At 74.0% G+C, this 15,720-nt stretch carries 11 protein-coding genes and 3 pseudogenes; 12 read left to right on the top strand and 2 right to left on the bottom strand.

From position 1 onward, the window contains the following. The first annotated feature begins 475 nt into the window (after positions 1-475). From ssd to ACOBQU_RS17375, 7 genes and pseudogenes are all read left to right on the top strand, one after another. The gene (ssd, locus tag ACOBQU_RS17405; protein ID WP_423628020.1) at positions 476-1,612 is read left to right on the top strand and encodes a septum site-determining protein Ssd; all 1,137 of its coding nucleotides are present in this window, start codon (positions 476-478) and stop codon (positions 1,610-1,612) included. Continuing rightward, on the top strand, positions 1,609-2,778 hold the full coding sequence (locus ACOBQU_RS17400; RefSeq protein ID WP_423628018.1) for a TadA family conjugal transfer-associated ATPase: 1,170 nt from the start codon (positions 1,609-1,611) through the stop codon (positions 2,776-2,778). Before ssd ends, ACOBQU_RS17400 begins: the two co-directional genes overlap by 4 nt. After that, on the top strand, positions 2,775-3,674 hold the full coding sequence (locus ACOBQU_RS17395; RefSeq protein WP_423628016.1) for a type II secretion system F family protein: 900 nt from the start codon (positions 2,775-2,777) through the stop codon (positions 3,672-3,674). The genes ACOBQU_RS17400 and ACOBQU_RS17395 overlap by 4 nt, the downstream gene beginning before the upstream one ends. Next, entirely contained in the window at positions 3,671-4,483 is an 813-nt protein-coding gene (locus ACOBQU_RS17390) for a type II secretion system F family protein (protein ID WP_423628014.1), read from the top strand. Before ACOBQU_RS17395 ends, ACOBQU_RS17390 begins: the two co-directional genes overlap by 4 nt. 278 nt (positions 4,484-4,761) lie before the next feature. Further along, positions 4,762-4,950, top strand: a complete 189-nt coding sequence (locus ACOBQU_RS17385) for a DUF4244 domain-containing protein (RefSeq protein WP_423628012.1) — start codon at positions 4,762-4,764, stop codon at positions 4,948-4,950. A gap of 100 nt (positions 4,951-5,050) precedes the next feature. Beyond that, positions 5,051-5,386 (top strand): TadE family type IV pilus minor pilin, encoded by a 336-nt coding sequence (locus ACOBQU_RS17380; protein ID WP_423628010.1) that lies wholly within the window; start codon positions 5,051-5,053, stop codon positions 5,384-5,386. A 47-nt stretch (positions 5,387-5,433) separates the two neighbouring features. Continuing rightward, positions 5,434-5,802 (top strand): annotated as a pseudogene (locus ACOBQU_RS17375) (Rv3654c family TadE-like protein); the annotation flags it as partial. Between the two features lie 222 nt (positions 5,803-6,024). On the opposite strand, the pseudogene ACOBQU_RS17370 reads toward ACOBQU_RS17375, so the two are convergent. After that, positions 6,025-8,677, bottom strand: a pseudogene (locus ACOBQU_RS17370) (DEAD/DEAH box helicase). An 81-nt stretch (positions 8,678-8,758) separates the two neighbouring features. Here ACOBQU_RS17370 and bldG point away from each other — a divergent pair. Both bldG and ACOBQU_RS17360 read left to right on the top strand, forming a co-directional pair. Next, positions 8,759-9,100 (top strand): anti-sigma factor antagonist BldG, encoded by a 342-nt coding sequence (gene bldG / locus ACOBQU_RS17365; protein ID WP_423628009.1) that lies wholly within the window; start codon positions 8,759-8,761, stop codon positions 9,098-9,100. Between the two features lie 138 nt (positions 9,101-9,238). Next, a pseudogene (locus ACOBQU_RS17360) lies at positions 9,239-9,681 on the top strand (ATP-binding protein). 177 nt (positions 9,682-9,858) lie between these two features. Here the strand turns inward: ACOBQU_RS17360 and ACOBQU_RS17355 are convergent. Then, positions 9,859-10,641, bottom strand: a complete 783-nt coding sequence (locus ACOBQU_RS17355) for an NAD(P)H-dependent oxidoreductase (protein ID WP_423628007.1) — start codon at positions 10,639-10,641, stop codon at positions 9,859-9,861. Between the two features lie 98 nt (positions 10,642-10,739). Here ACOBQU_RS17355 and ACOBQU_RS17350 point away from each other — a divergent pair, with 98 nt between their 5' ends. From ACOBQU_RS17350 to ACOBQU_RS17340, 3 genes are all read left to right on the top strand, one after another. After that, positions 10,740-11,558 (top strand): helix-turn-helix domain-containing protein, encoded by an 819-nt coding sequence (locus tag ACOBQU_RS17350; protein WP_423628006.1) that lies wholly within the window; start codon positions 10,740-10,742, stop codon positions 11,556-11,558. A gap of 391 nt (positions 11,559-11,949) precedes the next feature. Beyond that, on the top strand, positions 11,950-14,352 hold the full coding sequence (locus ACOBQU_RS17345; RefSeq protein ID WP_423628004.1) for a sodium-translocating pyrophosphatase: 2,403 nt from the start codon (positions 11,950-11,952) through the stop codon (positions 14,350-14,352). A 368-nt stretch (positions 14,353-14,720) separates the two neighbouring features. Then, positions 14,721-15,311 (top strand): small secreted protein, encoded by a 591-nt coding sequence (locus ACOBQU_RS17340; RefSeq protein WP_423628002.1) that lies wholly within the window; start codon positions 14,721-14,723, stop codon positions 15,309-15,311. Positions 15,312-15,720 lie beyond the last annotated feature (409 nt).

Below are 15,720 nucleotides of genomic sequence, written 5' to 3'. Positions count from 1 at the left end.
AAGGCTCTCGGGTACACCATGGAAGTCACGGATCGTTCGCGACCGTGCTAACCCGGTCTGGCTCCTCCCCCCGAGTCGGACCGAGGGGACGACCCCCGCTCTCCCCCGGCGGGGGTCGTCGCATGTCCGGGTGGGTTTTTCCTTCCGCTTTCCAGCCCCCGTCCGATCGCCGGGCCCCGTCGTGGGCCGCGCGGGCGGCGGAGTGGCATGTTCAAGATTCGTCACTGAGCGTAGCCGTGGGGCTGCTCTGTGGAAGTCGTTCGGGTCGTCACCGGTATGGGTGACGGAGTTATTCACAGCCAACGTCTTCTCCACAGTTATTGACCAAGATCCACACGATTTCCCGGGATCGCCGCACGCTGATTCCGCTCGCGCAGTTCATGGCCGGATTCCACTGGCCGGACTGCCCGGGCGCGGATCCGGATGCGCACGGACGCGCATTCGGCGGACTTGCAGCGCGAGGGGGCTGGAGATCGTGAACGGAGTCATTGCGTACGAGTCGGCGCCGCCGCCCGACGAACCGACCGGCGGACCGCTGATCGTCACGGAGGACGTCGACCTGCTGGATGACCTGCTGCGGCTGTGCGCCGCGGCGGGCGCGCGGCCCGAGGTGCACCACGGAGTGCCCGAGCGCCGGGGCGGCTGGGAGGCGCCGCCGCTCGTCCTGGTCGGGGACGACGCGGTGGGCCGGGTGCGCGGGGCGGCGCGGCGCCGGGGCGTCGTCCTGGTTGGGCGGGATCAGGACGATCCCGACGTATGGCGGCGCGCGGTGGAGATCGGCGCGGAGGACGTCCTCGTCCTGCCGGACGGCGAGCAGTGGCTCGTGGACCGCATCGCCGACGTCGTCGAGAGCGTGGGAAAGCCCGCGCTGACCGTCGGCGTCATCGGCGGCCGGGGCGGCGCGGGCGCTTCCACACTGGCCTGCGCCCTCGCCGTCACGGCGGCGCGCGACCGGCGGCGCACCCTGCTGGTCGACGCCGACCCGCTGGGCGGCGGCCTGGACGTGCTGCTCGGCGGCGAGCGCGCCGAGGGGCTGCGCTGGCCCGCCTTCGCGCAGTCGCGCGGCAGGGTCGGCAGCGGCGCCCTGGAGGAGTCGCTGCCCGAGCTGCACGACCTGCGGGTGCTGAGCTGGGACCGGGGCGACACGGTCGCGGTCGCGCCGCAGGCCATGCGCGCCGTCCTCGCCGCGGCCCGCAGGCGCGGCGGCGTGGTGGTCGTGGACCTGCCGCGCCGCGTGGACGAGGCGGCGGCGGAGGCCCTCGCGCAGGTGGACCTGGGCGTCCTGGTGGTGCCGAAGGAGCTGCGGGCCGTCGCCGGGGCGCGGCGCGTGGCCTCCGCCGCGGGCATGGTCCTGCGGGACCTGCGGGTCGTCGTCGCGGCCGGTCGGGCCGGAGCGCGGCCGCCCGGCGGCGCCGACGGGCTCGACGCGGACGAGATCGCCCGCCTCCTCGGCCTCCCGCTGATCGGCGAGCTGCCCTGGGAGCACGGCCTGACGGCGGCCCAGACCCGGGCCCGTCCGCCGGGCGGCACGGCCCGCGGCCCGCTCGCCCGGTTCTGCGCCGCCTTCTGGGAGCGGCTTCCGGCCGACGACTCCGTGGGAGGGCGCGTATGAGCGCGGTCGTGGGCGCGCGGTTGCTGGACGACGTCCGCCAGTGGCTCGCCGCGAACGGCACCGACCCGACCCCGGCCCGCGTCGCCGAGGCCCTGCGCGCACAGGCCCGTGTCCTGGGCGACGCGGAGGTCCTGGGCGCGGCCGAGCAGCTGCGGTCGGAGATGGTGGGCGCGGGCCCGCTGGAGCCGCTGCTCGCCGACCCGACGGTGACGGACGTGCTGGTGTCCGCGCCGGACCGCGTGTGGGTCGACCGCGGCGGCGGCCTGGAGCTGACGGACGTGACCTTCCGGGACGCGGCGGCGGTGCGGAAGCTCGCCCAGCGGCTCGCGGCCGTCGCCGGACGCCGCCTGGACGACGCGCGGCCCTGGGCGGACGCCCGCCTGCCGGACGGCACCCGGCTGCACGCCGTCCTGCCGCCGGTCGCCGTCGGCTCGGCGTATCTGTCGCTGCGGGTCGTCCGGCCCCGGGCCTTCACGCTCGCGGAGCTGGTGGCCGCGGGCACGGTGCCGCCCGGCGGGGAGCGGATGCTGCGCGCGCTGCTCGACGCCCGCCTGTCGTATCTCATCAGCGGCGGCACGGGCAGCGGCAAGACCACCCTCCTGAGCACCCTGCTCGGCCTGGTGGGCTCCGCAGAGCGGATCGTGCTCGCCGAGGACTCCGCCGAGCTGCGCCCCGACCATCCGCACGTGGTGCGCCTCGAGGCCCGCCCGGCGAACCAGGAGGGCGCGGGTCTGGTCGGCCTTGACGACCTGGTGCGCCAGGCCCTGCGGATGCGGCCCGACCGGCTCGTCGTGGGCGAGGTCAGGGGCGCCGAGGTGGTCCACCTGCTGGCCGCGCTGAACACGGGCCATGAGGGCGGCTGCGGCACGGTCCACGCGAACGCCGCGGCGGACGTCCCGGCCCGCCTGGAGGCCCTGGGCACGGCCGCCGGGCTCGACCGGACGGCCCTGCACAGCCAGCTCGCGGCCGCCCTGTCGGTGGTGATCCATCTCGTCCGGGACCGGACCGGCCGCCGCCGGATCGCCGAGGTGCACGTCCTGGAGCGCGCCCCCTCAGGGCTGGTGGCGACGGTGCCCGCGCTGCGGTGGGGCGCCGAGGGGTTCGCTCAGGAGCGCGGTTGGCCCCGCCTTGAGGCCCTGCTGGAGAGCCGGGGTGCGGGGCGATGAGCGTGGTGGCGGTGTGGAGTACGGCGCTGTGCGTGGGCGGCTCGGTGTGGCTGCTCGGCGGCCGGGCGCAGGGCCGGGCGCTGCGGCGGGCGCGGTCGGTGCTCGCCCCGGGCCGGGGCGTGGCGCGGGAGCCGGTGGCGCGGCGGGCGGTCGCGTGGGCGCGCGGTCGCGCGAGGCCCGAACTGTGGGTCCTGGTGGGCGGGTTGGTGGTGGCGCTCTTCGGGGAGTCCGTGCTGCCGCTCGTCGCGGGCGTGGTCGGCGTGCCTCTCGCGGGGCGGCTGCGCAGGGCCCGGGACGCCCGCCGGGAGCGGGAGCGGCGGGCGGACGCGGTGATCGCCCTGTGCGGCGCGCTGGCGGGTGAGGTCCGTGCGGGGCGGCAGCCGGGGGACGCGCTGCGGATCGCCCTGGAGGCGGCCCCGGAGGCAGCTTCGGAGGCTGGGGGTGCCGGTGCGGCCGTCGACAGCGGGCTCGGCGGGGCGCGGGACGGGATCCTCGCGGCGGCGCGGTTCGGCGGGGACGTGCCCGGCGCGCTGCGCGAGGCAGCGCGGGAGCCGGGTGCCGAGGGGCTGCTCGGGCTCGCCGCCTGCTGGCGGGTCGCGGTCGACCGGGGCGCGGGCCTCGCGACGGGACTTGAGCGGCTGGAGGGCGCCCTGCGGGCCGAGCGGGACCAGCGGTCGGACCTGAGGGCGCAGTTGGCGGGCGCCCGCTCGACGGCCCTGATGCTCGCCGGGCTGCCCGCCCTGGGCCTGCTGATGGGCACCGCGCTCGGAGCCCGGCCGCTGCGGGTGCTGCTGCACACGGGGCCGGGGCTTGGCTGCCTGCTGGTGGGGGCGCTGCTTGAGGCGGCGGGCGCGTGGTGGGCGGTGTCGATCATGCGGCGGGCGGAGGAGCGATGAGCGAGGCGGAAGTTATCCACAGCCTGGGGGTGGCGGTGTGGGTGGCCGTGCTCGGGGTGTGGATGGTCATGACGGCGCTGGCCGTCCGGTGTGAACGAGCGGCCAGAGCGCGGGTGTCGCTCACGCTGGACGGCGGGCCGCCACGGGGTGAGAGCGGCCCCGGGCCCAGGTGGCGCGGATGGTGGGGCGGCGGCTCGTCCGGGCGCCGGGACACGCTGCGCCGCGGGATGGCGGTGGCCGGGGCGGTCGGCGCCGGGTGGGCGCTGATCGGCGGGGTCGCGGGGCTCGTGGCCGGGGTGGGCGCCGGGTGCCTCGTGGGGCGGATACGGCGCGAGGTGCGGCCCAAGGGCGCGTACGACGAGGGGGAGGCGGCCCGGCAACTGCCCCTGGCGGCCGACCTGCTGGCCGCCTGCGTGGCAGCGGGCGCGGGCCCGGTCGCGGCGGCGCGGGCCGTCGGCGAGTCGCTGCGCGGCCCGGTGGGGGAGCGGCTGGCGTGGGGAGCGGCGCAGATGCGGCTCGGCAGCGAACCGGCCGCCGCCTGGCGGCAACTCGCCGAGATGCCGCACGCCGGTGCGCTGGCCCGCCAGTTGGAGCGGGCCGGGGAGTCGGGGGCGCCCGCCGCAGGACCGGTGGCCCGGCTCGCCGCGGACTGCCGGGCCGAGCGGAGCCGCCAGGCGACGGCCCGGGCACGGAAGGCGGCGGTGTCGATGACGGCGCCGGTCGGGCTGTGCTTCCTGCCCGCGTTCATCGTGGTCGGCGTGGTGCCGGTGGTCATCGGACTCGCGGGCGAACTGACCGGCGGCGGCTGAGGCGCCGGTCGGCTGAGCGAATCAGGCAGCTGGCGGGGCTGGCGCGACGGCACGGGACTGCCGGGAGGTCTCCCGGCAGGTGGGGGTCTCGCGGCAGGTGGGGGTCTCACGGCAGGCGGGAGACCTCGCGGCGGCCGGGAGGTCTCGCGGCGGCTGGGAGGTCTCGCGGCGGGTGGGGGTCTCTCCCCAGGCGGGAGGGCTCTCGGCAGGTGAAGAAGCAAGCGATGGAAATCGGACAACTTTTGGGGGACAGCATGTGGGGACGGAAGTGGGCGCGGATGGCAGCGCGACGACTGCGCCGGAGCGCCAAGAACGCCAGGGACGCGGGCATGGCCACGTCGGAGTACGCGATGGGGCTGGTGGCAGCGGTGGGGTTCGCCGGGGTGCTCTACAAGGTGGTGACGAGCGGCCCGGTCAGGTCGGAGCTCCAGGCGCTCGTGGAGAGGGCGCTCCATGTCCAGTTCTGACCGCTCTGAGCGCCATGCGGGTGGCGCGGCGGACTCCGGAAGGGGCGGCCCTGCGCGGGCCGCCCCGGACGGGGCCGGTGATCGGCGCGATGCGGGGTTCGTGACGGCGGAGGCCGCCGTGGTGCTGCCGACGCTGGTGCTGTTCACGATGGCGCTCGTGTGGGCCCTGCTGGCCGCGTCCGCGCAGATCCAGTGCGTGGACGCGGCCCGGGCCGGGGCCCGCGCGATGGCCCGGCAGGACCCGCCGGGCACGGCTGTGGCGGCGGCCAGGCAGGCGGCGCCGCGCGGGGCGCGGGTGGCCGTCAGCAGGGACGGCGACCTGGTGCGGGTCGAGGTGGTCGCACCGGCGCCCGGGCCGGAGGCGCTGGGGCTCGGCCTGCGGCTGCGCGCGGAGGCCGTGGCCCTGGCGGAGGAGACGGTGGGGGTGGGGCCGTGAGCGGGGGCGCGTGCGCGCGGCGGGGCGGGCCGAGGGCTCGCTGCCGGGTGGGCGATGGGCGCGGTGGTGCCGGTGGGGGTGCCGGTGGGGGCGGGGACCGGGGGGCCGCCACCGTGTGGGCCGTGGTCGTCATGGCCGCGCTCTGCGCGATCACCGGTGCCGTCCTCGCCATGGGCCAGGCGATGGTGGCGCGCCACCAGGCGGGCGGTGCGGCCGACCTGGCGGCGCTCGCCGCGGCGGACCACTGGTCGGACGGCGGCGCGGGGGCCTGCGCGCGGGCCGGGCGGGTGGCGCGTGCGCAGGGCACGCGGATCGTGCGGTGCGAGGTGCGGGGCGCGATCTCGGACGTGACGGCGGCGGCGGACTTCGGGCCGTTCACGGCGGAGGTGAGGGCACGGGCGGGGCCTGCGGGGGCCGGTGCTGGGGGCCTCGGGGCTGATGGCGGGGGCTTCGGGGCCGGGGGCGGCGGGGCTGCCTCTGGCGCCGGGGGTGAGGCGTCCGATGCCGGAGGGGACGCGTCCGGGGCGGGGAGCGCCGCGTCCGGTGCCGGTGGCGGCGCGTCCGGCGCTGGGGCTGCCGTGCACGATGCCGGGAGTGCAGCCGTGCCTGGCGTCCGGGGCGCCCTGCCGCGAGTGCCGTCAGCCCGCGTGGGAGCCGGTTCCGGTATCGGCGTGCGGGCCGGTGGTGGCGTGCGGGCCGGTGGTGGCGTCGGAGCCCATGTCGCCGACGGGGCCGGTGCCGCCCGCAGCAGCGGTGCCTCCCCCGGAGCCAGAGGAATCAGCGGCGCCCATGGTGCCGACAGAGCCCGGGGTGTCGGAGGTGCCCGTGTCCCCGTCCCCGGCGGGCGGGGGCGCGTCCTTCAGGAGGGTGGTGAGCAGGCGGACCGCGCCGCGCTTGTGCAGGGGTTCGTTGCCGTTGCCGCACTTGGGGGACTGGATGCAGGAGGGGCAGCCCGCGTCGCACTCGCAGGAGGCGATGGCCTCGCGGGTGGCGGTGAGCCACTCGCGGGCGGTGTGGAAGGCGCGCTCGGCGAACCCGGCGCCGCCCGGGTGGCCGTCGTAGACGAAGACCGTGGGCAGCAGGGTGTCCGGGTGCAGGGGCACGGAGACGCCGCCGATGTCCCAGCGGTCGCACGTGGCGAACAGCGGCAGCATGCCGATGGACGCGTGCTCGGCGGCGTGCAGGGCGCCGCCGAGGATCTCCGGGTTGACGCGGGCGGCGTCGAGCTGGTCCTCGGTGACCGTCCACCACACGGCGCGGGTGCGCAGGGTGCGGGGCGGCAGGTCGAGCTTGGTCTCACCGAGGACCTCGCCGGTGATGAGCTTGCGGCGCAGGAAGGAGACGACCTGGTTGGTGACCTCGACGGAGCCGTAGCAGAGGCGGCCGGGGCCCCACGGGATCTCGGTGTCGGTGTCGAGGACGGCGATGGCGGTGGTGTCGCGGGCGGTCGTCGAGTAGGGCGGGGCGGCCTCCTCGACGAGCGCGACGGAGTCCTCCAGGTCCAGGCGCCGCACGAGATACGTACGGCCCTGGTGGAGGTGGACCGCGCCTTCGTGGACGGTGGTGTGGGCGGCCGAGGCGTCGACGGTGCCGAGCAGGCGGCCGGTGGCCTCCTCGACGACCTGGACGGGTCTGCCGCCCTCGCCGCGGATGTCCGCGAGGTCGGCGGCGCGCTCGCGGCGGGTCCAGTGCCAGGCCTTCGTGCGGCGGCGCAGCAGCTTCGCGGCCTCCAGCTGCGGCAGCAGCTCCTCGGTGGCGGGGCCGAAGAGCGGGAAGTCGGCGTCGGTGAGGGGGAGTTCCGCGGCGGCGGCGCACAGGTGGGGCGCGAGGACGTACGGGTTGTCGGGGTCGAGGACGGTCGACTCGACGGGCTGCTGGAACAACGCCTCGGGGTGGTGGACGAGATACGTGTCCAGCGGGTCGTCGCGGGCCACGAGCACCGCGAGCGCGCCCTGCCCGGAGCGCCCGGCGCGGCCCGCCTGCTGCCACAGGGAGGCGCGGGTGCCCGGATATCCGGCGATGAGGACGGCGTCCAAGCCGGAGACGTCCACGCCGAGTTCGAGGGCGGTGGTGGCGGCGAGGCCGAGGAGTTCACCGGAGTGCAGGGCCTGCTCCAGGGCGCGGCGCTCCTCCGGGAGGTAGCCGCCGCGGTAGGCGGCGACGCGGCGGGCGAGGGAGCGGTCGACCTCCGCGAGGCGCTCCTGGGCGATCACGGAGATCAGCTCGGCGCCGCGCCGGGAGCGCACGAAGGCGACGGAGCGGACGCCCTGGACGGTCAGGTCGGTGAGCAGGTCGGCCGTCTCGGCGGTGGCGGTGCGGCGGACCGGGGCGCCTTTCTCGCCGTGGAGTTCGGTGAGCGGCGGCTCCCAGAGGGCGAAGACGACCTCACCGCGGGGAGAGGCGTCGTCGGCGACCTCGACGACGGGCAGCCCGGTGAGGCGCTCGGCGGCGACGGCCGGGTCGGCGGCCGTGGCGGAGGCGAGGAGGAAGACGGGATCGGAGCCGTAGCGGGCGCACAAGCGCCGCAGGCGGCGCAGGACTTGGGCGACGTGGGAGCCGAAGACGCCGCGGTAGGTGTGGCACTCGTCGATGACGACGTAGCGCAGGGCGCGCAGGAAGGAGGACCAGCGGGGGTGGGAGGAAGCATCCCCGGTGCAGCATGTCCGGGTTGGTCAGGACGTAGTTGGCGTACTGGCGCACCCACTCGCGTTCCTCGACGGGCGTGTCGCCGTCGTACACGGCGGGCCGCACGGCGGTGCCGAGCGGCTTCGCGAGGGCCCGCACGGCGCGGCGCTGGTCGGTGGCGAGGGCCTTGGTGGGGGCCAGGTACAGGGCGGTGGCGCCGCGGCCGTTCGGAGCCTCGGAGCCGTCGAGGAGCGCGGAGAGCACGGGTGTGAGATACGCCAAGGACTTGCCGGATGCGGTGCCGGTGGCGACGACGACGGAATCGCCGTCCACCGCGTGTTCGGCGGCGCGTGCCTGGTGGGCCCAGGGGTGCTCGATTCCGGCCGACCGCACGGCGGCGATCACCTCGGAGCGGATGCGATCGGGCCAGACGGCATACCGGGGCTCGCGCGGGGGCAGGTGCTCCGTATGAGTGACGCGCGCAGCCCGGCTCGGCCCCGAGGTCAGCCGGTCCAGGACCGTCCGCGGGGCGACGCGGGCCGGGGTGCCCGCCGAGGGTCCTCCGGAAGGGGAAATCTTGGCCATCGGCATCGAGTGTGTCACTGGCGGGATGGACAATGGTCCGAAGGCGTCGTGCACGCCTGCCGGTAAGTGATTGAATGCCATCGCGGCTGGCGATCCGTCCTGGGGGCGTGGGCCGATGTGTCCCGAGGGGCGACCGCTCGATAGCAAGGTGCTGGAGGATCCGTGGACCTGTCTCTGTCGACCCGTACCGTCGGCGATCGTACGGTCGTCGAGGTCGGTGGCGAAATCGATGTTTATACCGCGCCCAAGCTGCGCGAGCAGTTGGTCGAGTTGGTGAACGACGGCAGTTTCCACCTGGTCGTCGACATGGAGCGGGTGGACTTCCTCGACTCCACCGGACTCGGCGTGCTGGTCGGTGGCTTGAAGCGGGTGCGGGCCCACGAGGGCTCGCTGCGCCTGGTGTGCAACCAGGAGCGCATTCTCAAGATCTTCCGTATCACCGGCCTGACCAAGGTCTTCCCGATCCACACGTCGGTCGACGAGGCGGTTTCGGCCACCGACTGAGCTGGAATCCGGCCGTGAGGCCGGACCTCCCGGGCCTGGTCCCGGGTCCGGGCACGAGTCCCGGAGTGGCAGTACGGCGGGGGGCCGGGCCGACGGTCCGGCCCCCCGGTAGCACGCGTGTATGTCCGAGGGGGATGCATGGCCACCGTTGAGCTCCGCTTCAGCGCGCTGCCCGAGCACGTCAGGACCGCCCGCCTGGTGGCGGCCGCGGTGGCACGGCGGGCCGGAGTGGACGAGGCCGTCCTCGACGAGGTCAGGCTCGCGGTCGGTGAGGCCTGCACCCGCGCCGTCGGGCTGCACCAGGCGGCCGGTGTGCCGTCCCCGGTGCGGGTCGCGCTGATCGAGGAGGAGAAGCAGTTCTCCATCGAGGTCGGCGACGAGGCGCCCCGCTCGGTGCCCGGCGGGGTGAACGGCGCGCGGCCGGGCCGCGGCGATGACCCGGAGGCCGAGGGCGAGGACGAGATGGGTCTCGCCGTCATCAGTGGGCTCGTGGACGACGTGGAGGTCACGGCCAGTGAGACGGGGGGCTCATTCGGATGAGCTGGCCCACGGTTTCGCTGGGCGCTGTGCCTGAGCGGTGAGTTCGGTGCCCCCTCCCGGGGGCTGGGGTTTGGCTTCGCCGGGGGTGTTTTGTCCCACCCGCCCGCCCTTTCCCGGGGCTCCGCCCCGGACCCCGTATCGGCGCCTCGCGCCTCGCCCTCAAACGCCGGGCGGGCTGGATTCTTGTGCTCGCCCCCTGCCGTTCGGTGCTGGGTGGGTTACCTCCTATGGAGGGACAGGCCCGTCGTGCCTGGGGGTTCTGTGTGGGGGAGTAGGCGCATGGCGTGGTCGTAGTCGCCGCCTGTCAGGGTGCGGTAGGGGATGGGGGGTGCGGTGAAGAGGGTGTCGAGGCGGTGGGCGTACTGCTCGCGGGCCGTGGCGTAGTGGTCCTGGGGGAGGGCGTTGGCGTGGGGGATCGCGAAGGGGGCCAGTGGGGCCATGCCCGTGAACCAGAACAGGCCGTGCTGAAGAGGGTGCAGCACGTCAGGGAGGTGGCCGTGGATGCCCCGGTCGGAGAAGGCCGTCTCCCGGGCGCCGTACGTCACTGACACCAGGGCGCGGCGGCCCGCCAGAGGGCCCTCGCTGTAGGGCGGGGCGACCGTCGGGCCGTAGGCGAAACCGGCGGTGAAGACCCGGTCGATCCAGCCCTTCAGGATCGCGGGCACCGAGAACCACCACAGCGGGAACTGGAGGATCAGCGCGTCCGACCACAGGACCTTCTCCTGCTCGGCCGCCACGTCCGCCGACAGGCGCCCGGCCAGGGTGGCCTCCTCGGAGGCGGCCATCACGTGCAGCCGCCGGTCCGCGGGGTGGTCGGGGAAGTCGTCCGCGTCGACCGTCGCCTTCCACTTCATCGCGTACAGATCGGACACCCGTACCTCGTGTCCGGCCGCGCGCAGGTGGTCGGCCGCGAAGGTGGTCAGGGAGGCGTTCAGGGAGCGGGGGTCGGGGTGGGCGCTGACGATGAGGATCTTCTTGGGGGACGGGGTCGCTGCTGTCATGGGGCCACGCTCTCCCGGGGGCGAGCGGGCAGCCAGTACCCCCTGTGACCTGAGGAACGCCGATCCTGGTACGGGGAGTCCCCCTCATACTGGAACGCGTGAACGGGGCGAGCGGTGGTGGAGAGGGCGGCGAGGTCGGGGAGCCGCGGCGGGCGCTCGGCCGGTTCCTGCGGGCCCGGCGGGGGCGGGTCGCGCCCGAGCACGTCGGGATCGCCGGGGGCCGACGGCGCCGGGTGCGGGGGCTGCGCCGCGAGGAGCTGGCCCAGCTCGCCGGGATCAGCGTGGACTACTACGTGCGCCTCGAACAAGGGCGGGCCACCCAGCCGTCCCCCGAGGTCCTGGACGCGCTCGCCGGGGCGCTCGGGCTCGACACGGCGGAGCGGCGGCACCTGGCCACGCTGGCCTCGGGCCGCCGCGACCCCGCGCCCGAGGCCCGGGTCAGCCCCCTGCTGCGGCGGCTGCTCGACTCCCTCGACGGCTTCCCCGCCTTCGTCACCGACCACCGGCTCGACGTGGTGGCCTGCAACCCGCCGGGCGCGGAGCTGATCGGCGGCCTGGACGAGCCCGGGCGGCGCGACCGGAACCAGGCGCGGTACCTCTTCCTCGACCCCGCCGCCCGGAACGTCTTCCTGGACTGGCGGGACCGGGCCGCCGAGGCCGTGGGACAGCTGCGGGTCGCCGCCGGGCGCTACCCCGACGACGCGGAACTCGCCGCGCTGATCGGTGAACTGTCCGCACGGAGCGAGGAGTTCCGGCAGATCTGGGACACCGGCGAAGTCGTGATGTGCGCCGCCGGACGCAAACGGCTGCGGCACCCCGTGCGCGGGGTGCTCACCCTCGACTACGAGACGCTGCACGTCCCGGCGGGGCCGGGCGAGCAGGGGCTCGTCGTGCACGTCTTCAGCCCGGGGACCTGAGCGGGAGCCCGGGGGCCTGAGCGGGAGCCCGGGGACCTGAGCGAAGCCCGGGGACCTGAGCGAGTCGGCCACCGGAAATCCAGCCGCCTTTGATCGCCCCGCGCGTGATCGCCCCGCGCGATCGTCGGCGAACGCCGGACGGTCCTGATTTTCCTGCGCCCCGTGTGCCGCCAGTACACGCATGAGCTGCAAATTCCTTTAGTGCGATCAGCGTCAACGCCGACGTCAATGCTTTTGGGGCATTACCGCTTTCGGGGCCAATCCGGGAACGCGATCATTTGCGGGCCCGCACTTGCACGCCAATTCCGTTTGCGGCGCTCTGTTTTGATCAGGTCCGGCTCCCTACAATCCGTCCACATCTTGAGCTCAGCCCAAGCGTCAAGGAGGACGAATGGCGGGGCTTTCTACCCCTCATCAGCTTGACCACCCCTCAATCCTCGCGGAAGCGTCACTGACCGACGACAACCGGCTCATCGTGATGGTCATCGCGGCCGTCGCGGTCGCGGCCCTGGCCGTCGCGTGGGTGCTGGTACGACAGGTACTCGCGGCGGGCGAGGGCACCGACAGCATGAAGAAGATCGCGGCGGCGGTCCAGGAAGGCGCGAATGCCTATCTGTGGCGGCAGTTGCGGACCCTCGGCGTATTCGCGGTCGTGGTGTTCTTCCTGCTCATGCTGCTGCCCGCGGACGACTGGAATCAGCGCATCGGCCGCTCGGTGTTCTTCCTGATCGGCGCGGCGTTCTCGGCGGCCACCGGCTATATCGGTATGTGGCTCGCCGTGCGCAGCAATGTCCGCGTGGCCGCCGCGGCCCGCGAAGCGACGCCCGCGGAAGGAGAGCCGGAAAAGGATCTCACCGCCGTCTCGCACAAAGCCATGAAGATCGCTTTCCGTACGGGCGGCGTCGTCGGCATGTTCACGGTGGGCCTCGGTCTCCTTGGCGCGGCGTGCGTCGTGCTCGTGTACGCGGCCGACGCGCCGAAGGTCCTGGAGGGCTTCGGCCTCGGGGCCGCGCTGATCGCGATGTTCATGCGTGTCGGAGGCGGCATCTTCACCAAGGCCGCCGACGTCGGCGCCGACCTGGTCGGCAAGGTCGAACAGGGCATTCCGGAGGACGATCCGCGCAATGCCGCGACCATCGCCGACAACGTGGGCGACAACGTCGGCGACTGCGCCGGAATGGCCGCCGACCTCTTCGAGTCGTACGCCGTCACGCTGGTCGCCGCGCTGATCCTCGGCAAGGCCGCCTTCGGCGACGCCGGGCTCGCCTTCCCGCTGATCGTCCCCGCCATCGGCGTACTCACCGCCATGATCGGGATCTTCGCGGTGGCGCCCCGGCGCTCCGACCGCAGCGGCATGACCGCTATCAACCGCGGCTTCTTCATCTCCGCGGTGATCTCGCTCGCGCTCGTGGCCACGGCCGTGTTCGTCTACCTTCCGTCCTCGTACGCGGACTTGGACGGCGTCACCGACCAGGAGATCCTCGCCAAGTCCGGCGACCCGCGGCTGCTCGCCCTGGTGGCGGTGGCCATCGGCATCGTCCTGGCCGCGCTGATCCAGCAGCTCACCGGCTACTTCACCGAGACCACCAGGCGCCCGGTCCGGGACATCGGCAAGACGTCCCTGACGGGACCCGCGACGGTGGTGCTCGCGGGCATCTCCGTGGGCCTCGAATCGGCCGTCTACACCGCCCTGTTGATCGGTCTCGGCGTGTACGGGGCGTTCCTGCTCGGCGGTGCCTCGATCATGCTGGCGCTGTTCGCGGTGGCGCTCGCCGGAACCGGACTGCTCACCACCGTCGGAGTCATCGTCGCCATGGACACGTTCGGTCCGGTGTCCGACAACGCGCAGGGCATCGCCGAGATGTCCGGCGACGTCGAGGGCGCGGGCGCACAGGTCCTCACCGACCTGGACGCCGTCGGCAACACCACCAAGGCCATCACCAAGGGCATCGCCATCGCCACGGCCGTCCTCGCCGCGTCCGCGCTCTTCGGCTCGTACCGGGACGCGATCGCGGAGGCCGCCAAGGACGTCGGGCAGAAGCTCGGCGACGGCGCGCCCATGAACCTGGTCATGGACATCTCCCAGCCCAACAACCTGGTCGGCCTGGTCCTGGGCGCCGCGGTCGTCTTCCTCTTCTCGGGGCTCGCGATCAACGCGGTGTCGCGGTCCGCGGGGGCCGTGGTCTACGAGGTGCGGCGGCAGTTCCGCGAGCGCCCCGGGATCATGGACTACACGGAGAAGCCGGAGTACGGGCGCGTCGTCGACATCTGCACCAAGGACGCGCTGCGCGAGCTGGCCACGCCCGGTCTGATCGCCGTGCTCACGCCCATCGCGGTGGGCTTCACCTTCGGCGTCGGCGCGCTCGGCGCGTTCCTCGCGGGCGCCATCGGCACCGGCACGCTGATGGCGGTGTTCCTCGCCAACTCCGGTGGCGCGTGGGACAACGCGAAGAAGCTCGTCGAGGACGGCCACCACGGCGGCAAGGGCAGCGAGGCCCACGCCGCGACCGTCATCGGCGACACGGTCGGCGACCCGTTCAAGGACACCGCGGGCCCGGCCATCAACCCGCTCCTGAAGGTGATGAACCTGGTGGCGCTGCTCATCGCGCCCGCGGTCATCAAGTTCTCCTACGGCGAGGACAAGAGCGTCGCGATGCGCGTCCTGATCGCCGCGCTGTCCATCGCGGTCATCGTCGGCGCGGTGTACGTGTCCAAGCGGCGCGGGATCGCCGTGGGCGACGAGGACAACCCGGGGACGGCGGTCAAGTCGGCCGACCCGGCGGTGGTTTCGTAGCTCGGTCCTTCGGTCCAACACGCGGGCGGGCGGCGCGGATTGACGTGCCGTCCGCCTGTGGCGCGTACGGGGGCCGGGCCGCGGGCCGGGCCTTGCGTGGGGTTCTGGGCGGGACCCTTGAGCGAGGCCTGGAGCGAGGCCTGGAGCGAGGCCTGGAGCGAGGCTTGGAGCGAGGCCTTGAGCGGGGTCGCGCAGGGCGCCGGGAGGGGCGTGGAGGGTCCGGGAGGGGTGCCGTGAGGGGTGGCGTCCGCCCGTGAGCCTTCTCTCGCCTCGCGCGCCTTGGTGCAAATGGCTGCAATAGGGGTGGTACCGGGCCCCTGGCATGCGGTCGCCATCCGCGTGGCGTGTAAGTTCCGGGGCCGAGAGCCATGGAAGGGACCAATCCGGTGAACAAGAAGCTCGCGGCCGCACTGTCCGGCGGTGCGGTACTGGTACTGGCGCTGTCGGGATGCAGCAGTGACGACGACGGCGACAAGAAGCTCGACGACTGGGCCAAGAAGGTCTGCGACACCGCCGTGCAGGCGCAGTCGAAGAAGATCGCGGACGCCAACGCCGCCATCAAGAAGCAGACCGCGGACAACAGCTCGCCGGAGGAAGTGAAGAAGACCGACTCCCAGGCGTTCCAGGACATCTCCGACGCCTACAACGAGCGCAGCGCCGCCCTGAAGAAGGCGGGCGCGCCGCCGGTCGACGACGGCGAGAAGAAGCTGACCGACGCGACCAAGGAACTCGACGGCCTCTCCAAGTCGTACGCGGACCTCAAGACGCAGACCGACAAGCTCGACACCAAGGACCAGGCCGCCTTCGCGGACGACCTCGCGAAGGTCGCGGAGGAGCTGGGGAAGCTCAGCAAGAGCGAGAACGCGGCGCAGAAGCGGCTTGAGGCCGGGGACGTCGGCAAGGCGATGCGGGAGCAGGACAGCTGCAAGTCCACGGGGGGCTCGCCTTCGGCGTCTTGACGGTTCTGGGGCCCTCCTCTGGCCCCTGGGCCTTGCTTCGGTGGGGGCCCTCTTCGCCGGGCGGGCCGCGGGCTGGGGGCGGTCCTTTTCGCTGGGGGCGTGCCCTGGGCTGGGGGCGCCCCTTTGCGTAGGGGGAGCTTCTTGCTTGGGGGTGTCCCTCTTGCTTGGGGATGTCCGTCTTGCTTAGGGGTGCGTCCTTTGCTGAGGGGGTGCTTGTCGGTATGGGGTGCGGTTCGTGGGTAGGGGGTGGGGCTGTGGTTGGGGCTGTGGCTGTGGCTGTGGTTGGGGGTGCGGCTGTGGCTGGGGAGTGGGGCCGTCGCTACGGAGTGCGGCTGTGGCTGGGGAGTGGGGCCTTCACTACGGTGTGTCCCTCTTGCTAGGGGGAGCGCTCGCTGCTGGGGGGAGTGCC

The sequence above is a fragment of the Streptomyces sp. G45 genome (assembly GCF_049542095.1).
Lineage (GTDB): Bacteria > Actinomycetota > Actinomycetes > Streptomycetales > Streptomycetaceae > Streptomyces.
The sequence above is the reverse complement of the archived record's forward strand: the minus strand, read 5'-3'. Positions and strand labels throughout refer to the sequence as shown.